Source organism: Accumulibacter sp., assembly GCF_023806625.1.
Taxonomy (GTDB): domain Bacteria; phylum Pseudomonadota; class Gammaproteobacteria; order Burkholderiales; family Rhodocyclaceae; genus Accumulibacter.
The window spans coordinates 14,253-29,737 of record NZ_JAMTDX010000011.1 but is presented as its reverse complement, the minus strand read 5'-3'; the positions used below and the strand labels follow the sequence as shown (position 1 = coordinate 29,737).

The 15,485-nt window shown below is 63.8% G+C and carries 20 protein-coding genes; 17 read left to right on the top strand and 3 right to left on the bottom strand.

The features are described from left to right. The 10 genes from NFW05_RS02845 to NFW05_RS02805 all read left to right on the top strand — a co-directional run. The coding region (locus NFW05_RS02845; protein ID WP_295302630.1) for a DUF4351 domain-containing protein at window positions 1-214 on the top strand (214 nt) is incomplete at its 5' end. Between the two features lie 382 nt (window positions 215-596). Then, complete coding sequence (locus tag NFW05_RS02840; RefSeq protein ID WP_295302628.1) at window positions 597-896, top strand: nucleotidyltransferase domain-containing protein; 300 nt, start codon at window positions 597-599, stop codon at window positions 894-896. Beyond that, the gene (locus NFW05_RS02835) at window positions 893-1,372 is read left to right on the top strand and encodes a hypothetical protein (RefSeq protein WP_295302626.1); all 480 of its coding nucleotides are present in this window, start codon (window positions 893-895) and stop codon (window positions 1,370-1,372) included. Before NFW05_RS02840 ends, NFW05_RS02835 begins: the two co-directional genes overlap by 4 nt. 823 nt (window positions 1,373-2,195) lie before the next feature. Further along, window positions 2,196-2,675, top strand: a complete 480-nt coding sequence (locus tag NFW05_RS02830; RefSeq protein WP_295302624.1) for a hypothetical protein — start codon at window positions 2,196-2,198, stop codon at window positions 2,673-2,675. 103 nt (window positions 2,676-2,778) lie between these two features. Continuing rightward, entirely contained in the window at window positions 2,779-3,039 is a 261-nt protein-coding gene (locus NFW05_RS02825; protein ID WP_295302623.1) for a hypothetical protein, read from the top strand. A 235-nt stretch (window positions 3,040-3,274) separates the two neighbouring features. Then, the gene (locus NFW05_RS02820) at window positions 3,275-4,342 is read left to right on the top strand and encodes a DUF4351 domain-containing protein (RefSeq protein WP_295302621.1); all 1,068 of its coding nucleotides are present in this window, start codon (window positions 3,275-3,277) and stop codon (window positions 4,340-4,342) included. A 101-nt stretch (window positions 4,343-4,443) separates the two neighbouring features. Beyond that, on the top strand, window positions 4,444-5,013 hold the full coding sequence (locus NFW05_RS02815) for a DUF4351 domain-containing protein (protein ID WP_295302619.1): 570 nt from the start codon (window positions 4,444-4,446) through the stop codon (window positions 5,011-5,013). Beyond that, window positions 4,916-5,488: a group II intron maturase-specific domain-containing protein gene (locus tag NFW05_RS18515; RefSeq protein ID WP_366918258.1), complete on the top strand. Its 573-nt coding sequence runs from the start codon at window positions 4,916-4,918 to the stop codon at window positions 5,486-5,488. Before NFW05_RS02815 ends, NFW05_RS18515 begins: the two co-directional genes overlap by 98 nt. A gap of 14 nt (window positions 5,489-5,502) precedes the next feature. Then, window positions 5,503-5,892: a nucleotidyltransferase domain-containing protein gene (locus NFW05_RS02810; protein ID WP_295302618.1), complete on the top strand. Its 390-nt coding sequence runs from the start codon at window positions 5,503-5,505 to the stop codon at window positions 5,890-5,892. Continuing rightward, window positions 5,877-6,296, top strand: coding sequence for a DUF86 domain-containing protein (locus NFW05_RS02805; RefSeq protein WP_295302617.1), 420 nt, complete (start codon window positions 5,877-5,879; stop codon window positions 6,294-6,296). The genes NFW05_RS02810 and NFW05_RS02805 overlap by 16 nt, the downstream gene beginning before the upstream one ends. 306 nt (window positions 6,297-6,602) lie before the next feature. Here NFW05_RS02805 and NFW05_RS02800 read toward each other — a convergent pair whose 3' ends face one another. Continuing rightward, a complete protein-coding gene (locus NFW05_RS02800) occupies window positions 6,603-6,842 on the bottom strand; it encodes a hypothetical protein (RefSeq protein ID WP_295302615.1) in 240 nt (79 codons plus the stop codon). 114 nt (window positions 6,843-6,956) lie between these two features. Between NFW05_RS02800 and NFW05_RS18510 the strand changes: the two genes are divergently transcribed. The 3 genes from NFW05_RS18510 to NFW05_RS02785 all read left to right on the top strand — a co-directional run bounded on the left by NFW05_RS18510 (window position 6,957) and on the right by NFW05_RS02785 (window position 8,601). Then, complete coding sequence (locus NFW05_RS18510; RefSeq protein WP_366918257.1) at window positions 6,957-7,220, top strand: DUF4351 domain-containing protein; 264 nt, start codon at window positions 6,957-6,959, stop codon at window positions 7,218-7,220. A 698-nt stretch (window positions 7,221-7,918) separates the two neighbouring features. Continuing rightward, window positions 7,919-8,377, top strand: coding sequence for a hypothetical protein (locus tag NFW05_RS02790; protein WP_295302612.1), 459 nt, complete (start codon window positions 7,919-7,921; stop codon window positions 8,375-8,377). Next, window positions 8,374-8,601, top strand: a complete 228-nt coding sequence (locus NFW05_RS02785; RefSeq protein ID WP_295302610.1) for a hypothetical protein — start codon at window positions 8,374-8,376, stop codon at window positions 8,599-8,601. Before NFW05_RS02790 ends, NFW05_RS02785 begins: the two co-directional genes overlap by 4 nt. 167 nt (window positions 8,602-8,768) lie before the next feature. On the opposite strand, the gene NFW05_RS02780 is transcribed toward NFW05_RS02785, so the two are convergent. Beyond that, complete coding sequence (locus NFW05_RS02780; protein ID WP_295302608.1) at window positions 8,769-9,032, bottom strand: transposase; 264 nt, start codon at window positions 9,030-9,032, stop codon at window positions 8,769-8,771. A 36-nt stretch (window positions 9,033-9,068) separates the two neighbouring features. Here NFW05_RS02780 and NFW05_RS02775 point away from each other — a divergent pair, with 36 nt between their 5' ends. From NFW05_RS02775 to NFW05_RS02760, 4 genes are all read left to right on the top strand, one after another. Further along, window positions 9,069-10,076, top strand: coding sequence for an NAD-dependent epimerase (locus NFW05_RS02775; protein WP_295302606.1), 1,008 nt, complete (start codon window positions 9,069-9,071; stop codon window positions 10,074-10,076). 21 nt (window positions 10,077-10,097) lie between these two features. Further along, window positions 10,098-11,441, top strand: coding sequence for a UDP-glucose/GDP-mannose dehydrogenase family protein (locus NFW05_RS02770; RefSeq protein WP_295302603.1), 1,344 nt, complete (start codon window positions 10,098-10,100; stop codon window positions 11,439-11,441). A gap of 113 nt (window positions 11,442-11,554) precedes the next feature. Further along, window positions 11,555-12,670: a GDP-mannose 4,6-dehydratase gene (gene gmd, locus NFW05_RS02765; RefSeq protein WP_295302601.1), complete on the top strand. Its 1,116-nt coding sequence runs from the start codon at window positions 11,555-11,557 to the stop codon at window positions 12,668-12,670. A 157-nt stretch (window positions 12,671-12,827) separates the two neighbouring features. Further along, entirely contained in the window at window positions 12,828-14,255 is a 1,428-nt protein-coding gene (locus NFW05_RS02760; protein WP_295302599.1) for a lipopolysaccharide biosynthesis protein, read from the top strand. 162 nt (window positions 14,256-14,417) lie between these two features. Here NFW05_RS02760 and NFW05_RS02755 read toward each other — a convergent pair whose 3' ends face one another. Further along, window positions 14,418-15,404: an IS5 family transposase gene (locus tag NFW05_RS02755; RefSeq protein WP_295302597.1), complete on the bottom strand. Its 987-nt coding sequence runs from the start codon at window positions 15,402-15,404 to the stop codon at window positions 14,418-14,420. Window positions 15,405-15,485: the final 81 nt, after the last annotated feature.

The window sequence follows — 15,485 nt, the reverse complement described above, 5'->3', positions numbered from 1 at the left end:
GGAAGGCCGTCTGGAAGGCCGTCTGGAAGGCCGTCTGGAAGGCCGTCTGGAAGGCGAGAGCGCAGTTCTGAGAAAGCTGCTCGAACGCCGTTTCGGGCCGTTGCCGGACTGGGCCCGACAAAGGCTCGCCGAGGCGGCAGTCGAGCAACTTGAAGCCTGGGCGCTCGAGGTGCTCGATGCCGGCACGCTCGAGGAGGTGTTCAGGGAGGATTGACCGACGGGCCAGCAAGCAGGGAACTGCCTGCATCCGTTGCCCCGTCCGATGCTGCTCCGCAGTTGATCCTCCCGCACAGCGCCGGATCCCGTTCGGGGCGAGCCGATCGGCCGATCGCTCGATCCGGGGGCCGTTGGTCAGCCTGCCTGACACGGTCAGCAGCATCATCCCGGTCCAGACCAGGGCCGAGCCGCCAGCCATGCTTCGCGCCAATGTTCGCGCCACAATGGCCGGATGCTCATCGGATCGTCAGGCCCGGGACGCCACGGGGGTCCCTGTCGGGCGACGGGCGCTGCGGTCCGACGCCGGCCGAGCGCCCGCACGGCCCGTAAGCCCGCGGGCAGCACGTAGTCACGCAGAGGTTCTCTCTCCTCACTATTTGATGCGGCTCAGCCCTCCACAGATCGAAGCAATCCGGCTCGTCGTCCGACAGATCGTTGGCGAGAACGCACGCGTCCGTGTCTTCGGGTCGCGAATCGACGACCTCGCGCGTGGCGGCGACCTCGACCTGATGATCGAATTGGTCGACCCCGTAGCGAACCCTGCGCTGGTCGCAGCGCAGATCGGCGCCCGGGTCTCGCGCGTCCTCGATGGGCGCAAGGTCGACGTGCTGCTCGGCGCTCCAAACCTGCGCCGGCTGCCGATTCACGAAGTCGCCGCCCGGGAAGGCATCCTGCTATGAACCTCGAGTCCAGCCTGGCCGAGCGCCTGCGCTTCCTGATCCGGGTCGTCCGCAAGGAATGCGCGTACCTCACGCACACCGATCGGCGGCTGTTTGCCGCTCCGTTCTCCGTAGAGATGGCCGCCGAGCTCGATCGGGACCACGATCTCGCCGAGCGTGTCGATGCCTTCGCCAGCCGCTATGCCCTCCTGCAGGACACCCTCGGGGACAAGCTCCTGCCGCTGGTTCTTCGTGCGCTTGGCGAAAAGCCCGGAGCCGTCATCGACAATCTCGACCGGGCCGAGCGCCTCGGTCTGCTCGGCTCCGCCGACCACTGGATGGCCATGCGCAGAATCCGCAACCAGATGGTCCATGAATACATCGAGGATCCGGAGCAGTTGACCAGCGCGCTGCTGGCCGGGCACGGCTTCGTTCCCGTGCTGGTCGCCACTGCCGATGCGCTGATCGGCGAAGCCGAAAGGCGCGGCTGGGCCTGATGATAACGGAAGCGCCGGCAGGCGAGCGTCGCCGGTGAGCCGTGCGGCCGCGGGGCACGCCTCGCCCGGATGCGCCGACTCGATGCACGCTGCGCCAGCGTCCCTCGTCCGCCGGCCCTGTCTGCCGCGGCCCGCGCCGAACTCGCCCAACTGCCGGCACGCGGCAAACGTGAAGAAATCCACTCCCAACCGGATCGGGCGGTGAGACCATCCCGCGCGTTGGCGGTCTTGGGCGTGCCGTGCGAGGCGCTCCGGTCGGCGCCACCGCAGGATCACCCGCGCGGCTGCCGGCAGTTGCCGCAACCCGCGCCGACCCGGCGGGAGTGCCATCGTGCGCCGAATGTGTAAAAATTTACACCCGCTCCGGTCGGTCGGCGAGATTCTTGCGGGATCGTTCGAGGAGCGGGCGCGCCGTGCGGGCTCTCGGTTGGCCGGGCGAGGACGGCGCTGCGCCGATCACCTGCTGACTGCTCAGGCATTCGGGCATGGCGGTAGCGTGCCTGGAGCGTCCTGCCGTCGCGCAGGAACTGGGCTCTGCCCGTTTCGCTGACGGCGTCCCTGGCCGGCCCTGGCTGGCCAGGAGGTGGCCGGTCACCACGCCTCTCCTGTCTGTCTACCGATCTGGACTGGCCTGGCATGTTGGATTGTCGGCTCAAGCGGATAAGTGACCCGCGGTATCGTGCGCTCAGAGCCGCTGCGTGGCCAATCTGCGAGCAGATGCCCGTGTTCAGCTGCGCCCCAACGCATCCGGATGACCCGACGCCGCTCAACCTGGCCGAGTACTACGCGCTCATGCAGATCAGGTTCGGCAGGTCGGGGTCTGATGGTCGACGACTGGAAAGGGATATTCTCCTTCCCCTTCGAAGTCGAGGTATTCAGGAATGGTTGCTGCCATCGGTACGTCCTGAACGTCGTCAACTGGCGAAGCACGGTAGAGCTGCGATTTTTCAAGGTGGTCACCGACGCACAGCGGTTTGCTTCGAGGCTCTACCGGCCGCCAATCGAAGACGAGTTCTCCGCACGGGAAATGCAGTGCGTCGATGGCTACCTGTATGGCCGCCGGATTGCGTTGCGAGAGCGTCGCGGGTACCGCGAAGTTCCCGACTTCGTCGGGAAGATCGAGATGCAGTTGGTGATTCTCGGCTACCGCGGCGGTCTGTTCTTCCAGCATCGGTACGACGACCCGGATGAATTCTGGCGGGATGTGTGGGGCGATCCCCGGCTGAGAGAGCCGGCCATATGCGAGCAAGAATGGCCAGAGGCACTCGATCCGGACTGGTTTGTCGTGCGACTCCGGCAATGAACCCGTTGCTGCTGCGGCGCATCTCGACCCGACGCCTCACCACGCCTGCGAGGCGGGACGATCGGATCAGGACGCAAGGCTTCGCGGTCATCGGCCACGAGGAATGGACTCAATCGACCGCGCAGAACAACCGGGTTGGGCCGACGCGGCTGAACCGTTCAGCACCCGTGAGCCGAGAGACCTGATCGCGCATGAATACTCGACCGAGAAGATGCTCGAGATCCATACGGCTGTCGCGGCCTCGTCTCCGATACTCCTGGCCATCGCGCCGAAAGTGAGCGCACCCGCCACGGTGACCATAGAGAAGTACGCAAGATCAGAGCCGGCCATCGCCTGGCCCTTGCTCAGGACTGGTGTGCGATAGCCATGCCCGGTCCATCGCCACGCGGAACTCCGCCGACCACCCGACGGCAGAACAGGACTCCGACCGCGGCATCCCGAACGCGGGACCATCGCCCGGCACCGGCCGCGACCCCGCGCGGTTCACCCGCGAAGGCCGCCAGCGAAGAGCCTCGGGCACATCCGGGGCCGAGACGATCGTCTCCGCGGCTCCGCGACGACTCCCTGCCCACCGCTCCAGGCCCCTGCCGCTGACCAGCGTGATCGACCCCGATACCTCTTCCCGCGTCGCCGACAGCTACGACAGCCCGTGGAAGGACATGCTCGAGCATGCCTTCCCGGAGTTCATGGCCTACTATTTCCCGGCGGCCCACGCGCAGATCGACTGGACGCGCGGCCACCAGTTCCGAAACACCGAACTGCGGCAGGTCGTTCGTGACGCCGAACTCGGCAGGCGCTTCGCCGACGCGCTCGTCCAGGTCACGCTGGCCAACGGCGAAGAACGCTGGATCTACATCCACGTCGAAGTTCAGGGCCAGCGCGATGCCGATTTCGCGCAGCGCATGTTCACGTACAACTATCGGCTCTACGACCGCTACGCCTGTCCGATCGCCAGCCTCGCCGTACTCGCCGACGACGACGACCGCTGGAAGCCCGACCATTTCGGCTTCGAGGTGCTCGGCTGCCGCCACCACCTGCATTTCCCGATCGTCAAGCTCAGCGAGTTGAGCGAGGACGCCGAGAACCTGGCCGCCAACCCCAACCCCTTTGCCCTGGTCACCGCCGCTTACCGGCGTGCCCGGCAGACACGGCATGACGCCGAAGCACGGTACCTGGCCAAGCGCCACCTCGTCCGCCTGCTCTATCGACACGGCTGGGAGAGACAGCGCATCCTCGACCTCTTCGCCGTGCTCGACTGGATGATGCGCCTGCCGGATGCCCTGGAACAGAAGTTGTGGAAAGATATCGAAGAGATTGAAGGAGAAACGCGAATGCCCTATGTCACGAGTGTCGAACGCCTGGCCAAGCAGCGCGGGATGGAGGAGGGCCTCCAGCAAGGCATCCAGCAAGGCCTCCAGCAAGGCATCCAGCAAGGCATCCAGCAAGGCATCCAGCAAGGAACGGAGCAAGGCCTCCAGCAAGGCACGGAGCGAGGCGAGCGAATCGGCGAAGCGAAGGTCGTCGAGCGCCAGCTTGCCAGACGCTTCGGTCCGCTCGACGCCGAAACCCGTGCGCGCCTGCAAGCGGCCACGCTCGAACAGCTCGACCGCTACGCCGACCGGCTTCTCGACGCCGCCACCCTCGACGAAGTCTTCAGCGACAGCTGATCGTTCATGCCTGTCCGATCGTCAGCCTCGCCGCACGCGTCAGCCTCGCCGTACTCGCCGACGACGACGACCGCTGGAAGCCCGACCATTTCGGCTTCGAGGTGCTCGGCTGCCGCCACCACCTGCATTTCCCGATCGTCAAGCTCAGCGAGTTGAGCGAGGACGCCGAGAACCTGGCCGCCAACCCCAACCCCTTTGCCCTGGTCACCGCCGCTTACCGGCGTGCCCGGCAGACACGGCATGACGCCGAAGCACGGTACCTGGCCAAGCGCCACCTCGTCCGCCTGCTCTATCGACACGGCTGGGAGAGACAGCGCATCCTCGACCTCTTCGCCGTGCTCGACTGGATGATGCGCCTGCCGGATGCCCTGGAACAGAAGTTGTGGAAAGATATCGAAGAGATTGAAGGAGAAACGCGAATGCCCTATGTCACGAGTGTCGAACGCCTGGCCAAGCAGCGCGGGATGGAGGAGGGCCTCCAGCAAGGCACGGAGCAAGGCGAGCGGATCGGCGAAGCGAAGGTCGTCGAGCGCCAGCTCACCAGACGCTTCGGTCCGCTCGACGCCGAAACCCGTGCGCGCCTGCAAGCGGCCACGCTCGAACAGCTCGACCGCTACGCCGACCGGCTTCTCGACGCCGCCACCCTCGACGAAGTCTTCAGCGACAGCTGATCTTTCTTTGCGAATCCTGCTGGACGGGGAGGACGTCTCGGGACGGCTGAACCGGAAGCTGACCGGCTGGGCGACCTACTTCTGGGTTGGTCTCGTCAGACCGGCGTATCGGGCGATCAATTCCCTCGTCGCCCGACGGCTCCGGCGGTGGTTGTGCAAGAAACATCAGGTTCCCGGCAATGGGTGGGCGCGCTACCCCAACCAGTACCTCCATCAGCAGATGGGCCTGGTCAATCTGCCGGCGGAAATCCGCGACCTTCCATGGGCAAAGGCACGATGCCTTGTCCGAGAGCGGGATCCGCGAGAAGCGCCTGTGCGGTTCGATGAGCGGAGTGTGGAAACCGGGTTATGGCAAGGCTGCTTGGGCGCCGTCAGACGCAAGGGACGGAAACTGACAAGCCAAACCTGTCGCCGCCGCGCCACATCTCGACTCCACCTTGTCTCCATCCCGGTTTCTCCTTGGCCTACCGAATGATGCGAGCAGAGACGATGACCTCCGACGAGGTGATTCGGTCGGTGCTGTCGAGGCACCCCCAGGTCAAGCTGGCAGTGCTGTTTGGTTCATTGGCAGCGGGTACGGCACGTCCCGACAGCGACCTCGACCTGGCGGTGGCGGATGACCAGCCGCTGAGCGTCGATGCCAGGATGGCGTTGATCGACGATCTCGCGCAGCAGACGGGCAGGCCGGTCGATCTGATTGATCTGAAACTGGCCGGGGAACCGTTGCTCGGGCAGATTCTGACCCGTGGCCGGCGGATCGTTGGCAGTGACGAGCGCTACGCGCAACTGCTGGTCCGGCATCTGGTCGATGACTCGGACTTTGCACCCTATCGCCGCCGCATGCTGGCCGAAAGGAGGAGTGCGTGGATCGGTCCGTAGTTGAACAGAAGCTCGAGTCCCTGCGCCGCTGCATTGCCCGCGTGCGTGCAAAGTGCCCGCAAGATCCGGCGACACTGGCCAGGGATATCGATGCCCAGGATATCGTCACGCTGAATCTCACCCGTGCCGTGCAGATTTCCATAGCTCTGGCGGCCCACCTGATTGCCAGCCGCGAGGTGCCGGTACCGGGAACAATGGGGCAGGTCTTCGAAGCATTGAGCACACTTCGGCTGATCACGCCGGAACTTGCCACCCGAATGAAGAAGGCGGTCGGCTTTCGCAACATTGCCGTCCACAACTACGACGCCATCGACTGGCAGATCGTCCACCGCATCTGCCAGACGAATCTCGATGACTTCCGGAACTTCGCGCAATGCATCGAAAAACAGTGCGAGAAACAGTGACAATATACGTTTGTTGACTTTGTCCCGTTACTCTCCAACTCGACCGCGGTGGCAGGTCTTGCGTCGAGCGAGGGCGACAACACGGCAGCGGGGAAGGAAGCAAGCGGTCGGCAGTTGGGCGCGCCCCGCGGGTGCTGCGGTTGGCAACGCGCCGGCAATGTTGATCCGGCTGGCCAGGATTTGCCCGTTGTCTCCTCTTCGGGATCTGGTTTCCATACTGCCCCTTTCCCGGGAAACCGCCCCCCGAACACGCCCGCAAGGGCGACGTGAGCCGGGGCGAGGAACTGCCGGCGGCGTTCCCGTTGGTCATCTATCATCTAAAGTGGCCGTGATCCGCGGGGCGCCGCCCGCGACGTTGGCGAACTGATCGACGAACTGCCGGGAAGCCTGAAGTGCTATCGCCCGACGGACCGCTATTTTCTGCTCGATGAAGGGAGCGTCGAAGAAGAGCAACGGGGCGACCAGTCGAACACGCTCGGCGGCATCATCCGGATCGAGATGAGTGGTACGCCCGCCGACATCCGTCGAGCCGTCGCGCGGCTTCACCAGCGGCTGCAGGGTCCGTAGTACCACAACCTGCGCCGGGCGCTGGTCGTGTGGATCAACCGGATCGTGCTTCGCCGGCTGATGCCCGGCTAGGCCCTACCGGAACTCGAAGACTTGCAGGAGATCGACACCATACTCGCGGAAACGGTCGAAAGGTGGACCCGCCAGTGGAAAGCGGAGGGTCGCCAGGAAGGACGGCAGGAAGGGCGAAGCGAAGGCGAGAGCGTCCGGCTCCAGAAGCGGCTCGAACGGCGCTTCGGGCTTCTGCCAGGCTGGGCGAGCGAGCGGCTCGGGCAGGCGACTCCCGACCAGCTCGAAGCGTGGGGGCTGGAGCTGCTCGATGCCTCGCGCCTCGAGGACGTCTTTCGGCAAAGCTGACGGAAGGTCGCTGCGCAGCCGACGCGGCAGGCGCTCGACTTCAAAGAGGCCCTCGTGCGCTTCGCAGGCCTCGGCAGCGAGCATTTCCATGCACTCCCGACTGCCCTCGCTCATCCCTCCGGTAACGGATCGCGTGACGCGCAATGCCGGCGACGAGAAAAGTGTGAAGAACGTCACGCTCCGAGGCGCCAGGCGGTGAGACGATGCCGGGACCAGCGAACGGCCACGCCGTTCTGTCTGCCTCGCCGACCACGGCGGCAGGGTGGGGCAGTCCATGGCGTTCGGCAAACAGCCAGGATGTACGGGCTACGCCGCCCGCGAGCGAGCACCGACGGTACAGCGAAAGCCGCGCTCTCAGAAGTGCTCGCAGGAAAGCCGACGCCTGGACAATGACCTGCTGAATGCCAACGCATTCGGGCATGGCGGTAGCCTGCCGGCAGGCTCTGCCCGCGAAGCTTCGCCGCCGCCCCGCCCACGGACCACCGCCCACCCAGAGGCACTCCCGGAGCCGTTCCCGGCGGGCCACCGCGCAGCAATCGCCGGGCTGAAGGGCCGGGAATGGCCCATTCGCAGTCGAGCCATCGAGCGAGTGCGCTCCGATCGCCCTGGACGAGGCCATCGGCGAGCCCTTCGAAGCCGAGCCGGTGGCCCGAGCCTACGGGGCTACGACGAAATCGACGTGCTGCCGGCGGATGCGAATGCCCCGGGCCTGCTGCATTGCCACCCGCGGCGCCGCGATTTTCATTGATGCGCTGCCGGGCGGCTTCGCGGGCTGTCTGATGAACGATGGTTACGGCGTCTGCCGTTCGGTCCCCAACCGCGTTCGCTGCCTGGTGCATCTCCTGCCGCGGGATCGCCAGCCCACGTCAAGGAGGTTTGGGTCCATCGTGGAAACCAGCGAACGGCTTGAAATGCAGAGACTGCTGGCCCGGTTGTCTGAATCTTGCGAATACGATCTTGTGCAGGCTCGCCGTCGCGCTGAGGCCTTGATCGGCAGCGGCTTTGGCGTCGCCGATGCAGCCCATGTCGCTTTCGCCGAGCAGGTGGCGGGCTATTTCATTACTTGCGATGACAAACTGCTGAGCCGCTGGGCACACGCCGAATTGTCAATTTACGCGATGAACCCGCTGGAATTCATTGCTCAGGAGAGACGATGAGTCGCGAGACACGGATGACCGAAGAACGACTCATCCGTCAAGCGACCGATGTCCTGATCGAAAGTTTGGGCGTCGTGGAGGCCACCCGCTTTCTCACCCTGAAGCGCGAAGGCCGTCTCGAGTCAGTGGAACGGCACAGAGCATGGCAACGAGAGCTGGACAAGAAGTTGTTCTTCGCGGAGGCTTTTGGAGCAGAGCAGGAATCCAAAGCAGGGGAAGAATGACGGGAAGAACAGAGGTCAGACCCGGGACCTCCGCACTCGGAGGACACATTGTCTTTGGTCACGCCAGAGGGAGCCCAACTCCCCAACATTCATCGACGTATGCAAATAGCTTGTAAACCATCCCGCAATCAGGCCTACTTTCGTCTTTTGGGTGAGCGAAACGGTGGTTAGGAAAGGGGGACGTGAGTGAGTTTTCCGGCGAAGAGGCAGGCCATGTCGCGGAAGTTCTCGACGCGTCGATAGCCGCGAGCAGCACGGGCTCGCGCTTCCTTCAGTGCGCGATTCATGGCTTCGGCGCGGGCGTCGCACTTCCAGGCTTCGACGCGGTTGAGGATGTTGGTCAGGTGGGTGGTGAGCGTCCGGGTGAGAATCCAGCCGGGAGTTGATGAGCTGTATGTGTTGCCACTTCGGGCGGGCCGGAGAAGCACCATCGCCGATCGTCGTTTTCCATTCAGGGGATTGCCGACTTGAAAATTCTGGTTACCGGCGCCGCCGGCTTCATCGGCATGCACACCGCGCTCAGCCTGCTGCGCCGCGGCGACAGCGTCGTCGGTATCGACAACCTCAACGACTACTGCGACGTCGGCCTCAAGCGCGACCGCCTCGATCAGCTCGCCGGGCAGGGCGATTTCCGGTTCCAGCTCGTCGACCTCGCCGACCGACCGGCGATGGCCGAAGTCTTCGCCCGCGAAGGCTTCGATCGCGTCATCCACCTGGCTGCTCAGGCCGGCGTCCGCTACTCCCTCATCAACCCCGAAGCCTACGTCGACAGCAACCTCGTAGGCTTCCTGAGCATCCTCGAAGGCTGTCGCCACAATCGAGTGCAGCACCTCGTCTACGCCTCGAGTTCGAGCGTCTATGGCGGCAACACGCGCATGCCGTTTTCGGAGCGGGACAACGTCGACCATCCGGTCAGCCTCTACGCGGCCACCAAGAAGGCCAACGAACTGATGGCCCATACTTACAGCCATCTCTATCGACTTCCGACCACCGGCCTGCGCTTCTTCACCGTCTACGGACCCTGGGGCCGGCCCGACATGGCCGCCTTCCTGTTCACCCGCGCGATCCTCGAAGGCCGGCCGATCGACGTCTTCAACCACGGCCAGATGCAGCGCGACTTCACCTACATCGACGACATCGTCGGCGCCGTCGTCCGTGTCTGCGATCGCCCGCCCACCGCGGACGACGACTTCGATCCCGGACACCCCGACCCGGCGACGAGCAGTGCCCCCTACCGCGTGTTCAACATCGGCAATCACCAGCCCGTTCCCCTGCTGGAGTTCATCGGCTGCCTCGAACGCCAGCTCGGACGGCCCGCTGACAAACGGCTGCTGCCGATGCAGCCCGGCGACGTCCCGGCCACCTACGCCGACACCGCCGCGCTCGCCCGATGGATCGGCTTCGCGCCCGACACCCCGCTCGCCGACGGCGTCGCGCGCTTCGTCCGCTGGTACCGCGACTACCACCGCATCTGACCGTCTAGCGAAGGAGATCCCTTGAAAGTCACCGTCATCGGCACCGGCTACGTCGGGCTGGTCAGCGGCGCCTGTCTCGCCGAAGTCGGCAACGACGTCGTCTGCTTCGACGTCGATCCCGAGAAGATCCGCATCCTCGAAGCCGGCGGCATTCCGATCCACGAACCCGGCCTGCAGGACGTCGTCCGGCGCAACGTCGCCGCCGGGCGGCTGCACTTCACCACCGACGTCGAGCACTCGGTGCACCACGGCACGATCCAGTTCATCGCCGTCGGCACCCCGCCCGATGAAGACGGTTCCGCCGACCTCCAGTACGTCCTCGCCGCCGCACGCGCCATCGGCCGGGTGATGACCGACTACAAGGTCGTCGTCGACAAGAGCACCGTCCCCGTCGGCACCGGCGACGCCGTCGATGCCGCCGTCGCCGAACAACTCCGCGAGCGCGGCGTCGACATTCCCTACAGCGTCGTCTCCAATCCCGAATTCCTCAAGGAAGGCGCCGCCATCGAAGACTTCATGCGCCCGGACCGGATCGTCGTCGGCGGATCGAGCGACCAGGCGATCCACCTGATGCGCGCGCTCTACGCCCCGTTCCAGCGCAACCGCGAACGGATGATCGTCACCGACCTGCGCAGCGCCGAGCTGATCAAGTACGCGGCCAACGCGATGCTCGCCACGCGGATCAGCTTCATGAACGAACTCGCCAACCTCGCCGAAGCGCTCGGTGCCGACATCGAGATGGTCCGCCGAGGGATCGGCGCCGATCCGCGAATCGGTTACCAGTTCCTCTACCCGGGCTGCGGCTACGGCGGCTCGTGTTTCCCGAAAGACGTCAAGGCGCTGATCAAGACCGCGCGCCGCGAGGCGCGAATCGACCTGCGCGTCCTCACTGCCGTCGAGGAAGCCAACGAGGCGCAGAAGCACGTCCTCGCGGCTAAGCTGAAGGCGCGCTTCGGCGACCTCGGCGGGCGGCACTTCGCCGTCTGGGGCCTGGCCTTCAAGCCGAACACCGACGACATGCGCGAAGCGCCGAGCCGGACGCTGCTCGCCGACCTCTTCGCCGCGGGAGCGACCGTCACCGCCTACGACCCGGTGGCCATGGACGAGGCGCGGCGGATCTTCGGCGACGCGCCGCGACTGAGCTACGCGGCGAGCCCACTCGCCGCGCTCGACGGTGCCGACGCGCTGGTCATCGTCACCGAGTGGAAGGAGTTCCGCAGTCCGGACTTCGACGCGATAAAGCAGAGACTCCGCCAGCCCGTCATCGTCGACGGCCGTAACCTGTTCGACCCCGAGCTCGTCAGAGGGCAGGGCATCGAGTACCTGGCGATCGGGCGCCGAACGGCGAAGTTGGGGACGGCGTAGCGCCTTCGATGAGCAGCAGGCCTGCCGCAGCTCCGGAGACCGGCAGAATGGCTAACCAGAGAGGGGATAGGAGTACCAGATTGAAAAACCAGAGAGGGGATAGGAGTACCAGATTGAAAAAGGTCGCCCTGATCACCGGCGTCACCGGCCAGGACGGAGCCTATCTCGCCGAGTTCCTGCTCGACAAGGGTTACGAGGTTCACGGTGTCAAACGACGCAGCTCGCTGTTCAACACCGAGCGCATCGACCACCTCTACCAGGACCCGCACGTCGCCGATCGACGCTTCATCCTGCACCACGGCGACCTGACCGACTCGACGAGCCTGATCCGCATCATCCAGCAGGTCCGGCCCGACGAAATCTACAACCTCGCGGCGCAGAGTCACGTCGCGGTCAGCTTCGAGCAGCCCGAGTACACCGCCAACGCCGACGGCATCGGCGCGCTGCGCGTCCTCGAAGCGATCCGCATCCTCGGGCTGGAGAAGAAAAGCCGCTTCTACCAGGCGAGCACCTCCGAACTCTACGGACTCGTCCAGGAAACGCCGCAGAAGGAGTCGACGCCGTTCTACCCGCGCAGTCCCTACGCCGTCGCCAAGCTCTACGCGTACTGGATCACCATCAACTACCGCGAAGCCTACGGCATCTACGCGTGCAACGGCATCCTCTTCAACCACGAAAGCCCGATCCGCGGCGAGACCTTCGTCACCCGCAAGATCACCCGGGCGATCGCGCGCATCGCCCTCGGCCTCCAGGAATGCCTCTACCTCGGAAACCTCTCGGCGCTGCGCGACTGGGGCCACGCTCGCGACTACGTCGAGATGCAGTGGCTGATGCTCCAGCAGGACCAGCCCGAAGACTTCGTCATCGCCACCGGCGTCCAGTACAGCGTCCGCCAGTTCGTCGAGTTCGCCGCTGCCGAGTTGGGCATCGGCGTGCGTTTCGCGGGCGAGGGCGTAGACGAAGTCGCCATCGTCACTGAAGTGCGCGGCAACCAGGCGAAGGTCAAGCCCGGCGAGGTCATCGTCCGCGTCGACCCGCGCTACTTCCGGCCGACCGAAGTCCAGACGCTGCTCGGCGATCCGGGCAAGGCCCGCGAGAAGCTCGGCTGGCAGCCGAAGACCAGCCTGCACGAACTGGTCAGCGAAATGGTCCAGGCCGACTACGCCTCGGCGCGCCGTGATGCGATGGTCAAACTGGCCGGCTTCCAGACCTTCGACCATCACGAATGAGTGCAGTAGATCATGCCTGAAAAGGGGATCCGCATGAATGACATGAGGGCTCTGCTCGCCAAGCAGGTGGCCTTCAATCACCATTACCTGCAGGCGGCCACGGCGGTTTGGGAGGCGGGTCTTGAGTACGTCCCAATTGGCCGTCGCTAGTCAGTAGATGTCGCTCACCCAGAAAGCACTCCATGCCTTCAAGTGGTCCGTGCTGGGCGAGGTTGCCTCGCGGGCAATTGGACCGCTTGTCTTCCTGGTCATGGCACGCCTCCTGGTGCCAACAGACTTCGGCGTGGTCGCGGCGGCAACCGTCATCATCAGCTTCTCGCAGGTGTTTTCCGATGCCGGGCTGGCCAAGGCTCTTATCCAGCGCCAGGACAGGACGGGGGACAGCGCGAATGTCGTTTTCTGGCTCAACTTGGGCATAGGTGTCCTTGTCGTCGCCATCTTGCAACTCGCGGCCCCGCTGATTGCCGGCTTTTTCCATGATCAGCGCATCGCTCCGGTTGTTAGAGTATTGTCGCTGCAGATCCTCCTGGCTGCTTTCTCGTCAGTGCACACCGCGTTGCTTCAAAAGGGCTTGAGCTTCAAGCAACTGTTCTGGGTGCGCCTAGTGACGATCGGCGCTCCCGGTCTGGCATCCATTCCCTTGGCCATGAATGGGTTAGGGTATTGGGCCTTGGTAGCCGGTGGCTTGTTTGGTCAATTGGTGCAGAGCATTGTGCTCTGGAATCGAAGCACTTGGCGGCCGCATTGGGGCTTGGATCGCATATTGGCCAAGGAACTCGTTGGTTTCGGCAAATGGGCCATGCTCAGTGGGCTGCTCGGCTGGTTCTATGGCTGGATGGACGCCATCGTCGTCGGGCACTACCTCGGGCCACATGAGATGGGACTCTACAGGACAGGGAATGCTTTTGTCACGATGATATTCGGAATCATATTTTCCCCCTTGTTGCCCGTCCTCTATAGCCTGTTCTCGCGGGTGCAGGAGGACCTGCCGAGAATAAAGGATGTCGCGCTAACTGTTATGCATGCAAGCGCCTTATTGTCCCTGCCTATTGGACTTGGCATATTTCTCATCAAGGATGAATTCGCTCAAGCCATATTTGGGGATAATTGGGCTGGTGTTGGGCACGTTATTGGCTTCCTGGCAATAACGCATAGCATCGGATGGCTTGTAGGATCAAGTGGCGAGGTGTTCAGAGCGGTCGGCAAACCGTATCTAGAAACGTCCGTCATGGTAAGTACGGTTGCTCTCTACTTTATCGGCTATATTATTGCTATCCAGCATGGACTGCTTGCTTTTCTAGCAGCGCGGCTCTTGCTTGTGTGTATTTCAATCTTATCGCATATAGTTTTGCTAAATAAGACGATTGGCTTGACATTTCGCGGCTTCATCTCTGTATCAAGAGTGCCTCTATTGGCTGTATTGACAGGCTATGCGATACTAGCCTGCGGTTGGGTAATAATCGGCGATGTGAAATACGGCGGTTACCTAATGCTGGTGCTTTTCGCTTTAGTCTATGCGGTCGCGGTCATGCTTTTTGACCGTCGCTTTATTGGGCGCATTCTTGCCCTGCGTAAGGTCTCCTGAACTAAGGAACCGCTGATCAATAGACCCCACACGCGCCAAGGCCGCTCCAGGTGGGGAAACCGAACGCTCGCGGTCAGGCGCCGCGCCGTTCCGGTCGATTTCTCCAGGGTTCAAAGCCTCGCTCTGGCCTTCCGCGCCCCTTTTCCGTGCCCTTCGCCGTGCTCAGGACGCACCTTGGCTGTGAAGGGCGAGAAGCTGCCGCTTGGCGATGACCAGGTTGGCCAGCGCAAACAGAATGTGCAGCTGCGCCGTGTTCTTCTTCAGACCCTTGTAGCGGACTTTCCGGTGGCCGAAGAGGTTCTTCACGATGTGGAAGGGATGCTCGACCTTCGAGCGGATGCTCGCCTTCACCGATTCCAGCCGACGCAGCAGTGGGCCGAGCTTGCTCTCTTCCGGGATCGCTTTCAGCTTGCTGCGCTTGGCCGCCACCGGCCAGTCGATGTCCCGGTCCTTCAGGTCTTCGCGCTTCTCGACACCGGTGTAGCCGGCATCCAGGTACACGCTCTTTTCTTCGCCGTGCAGCACTTCGGCGGTCTGCGTCACGTCAGCGACGTTCGCCGCCGTTCCGACGACCGTATGAACCAGCCCGCTCTCGGCATCGACCCCAATGTGCGCCTTCATCCCGAAGTGCCACTGGTTCCCTTTCTTCGTCTGGTGCATCTCTGGATCGCGGGCCTTCGCTTCGTTCTTCACCGATGGCGGTGCCGGGATGATCGTCGCGTCGGCGATCGTCCCCTCGGACATCAGCAGCCCGGCCGCGCGCAGCTTGCCGTTGACCGCATCCAGCACCACCTTGGTCAGATCGTGCTCTTCCAGCAGGTGCCGAAAGCCCAGCACCGTCGTCGCATCCGGCACCGATTCCCTCGACAGGTCGATGCCAACGAAATCCCGCAACGACTGGCTGTCGGTCACCGCATCCTCGACCCCCTCGTCCGACAGGTGATACCACTGCTGAGCCAGGACCATCCGCAGAATCCGTTCGAGGCCCACCGGCGGCCGACCCCGTTCGCCCTTCGGGTAGTACGGCTCGATCACCGACAGGACCTCCTGCCAGGGGACCACCTTCTCCATCTCGGCAGGAAACTGCTCCCGCCGCGTCACCCGCTTCTTTCCAACAAATTGGGCTTGGGAAGAACTGATCTCCTTCATCGCAGGCGTTCCTCATCAGCCACTCGCCAATCATACCAAACGCATCAAGCCGCGGGCCGATTAAATCAGCGTTTCCTTAAC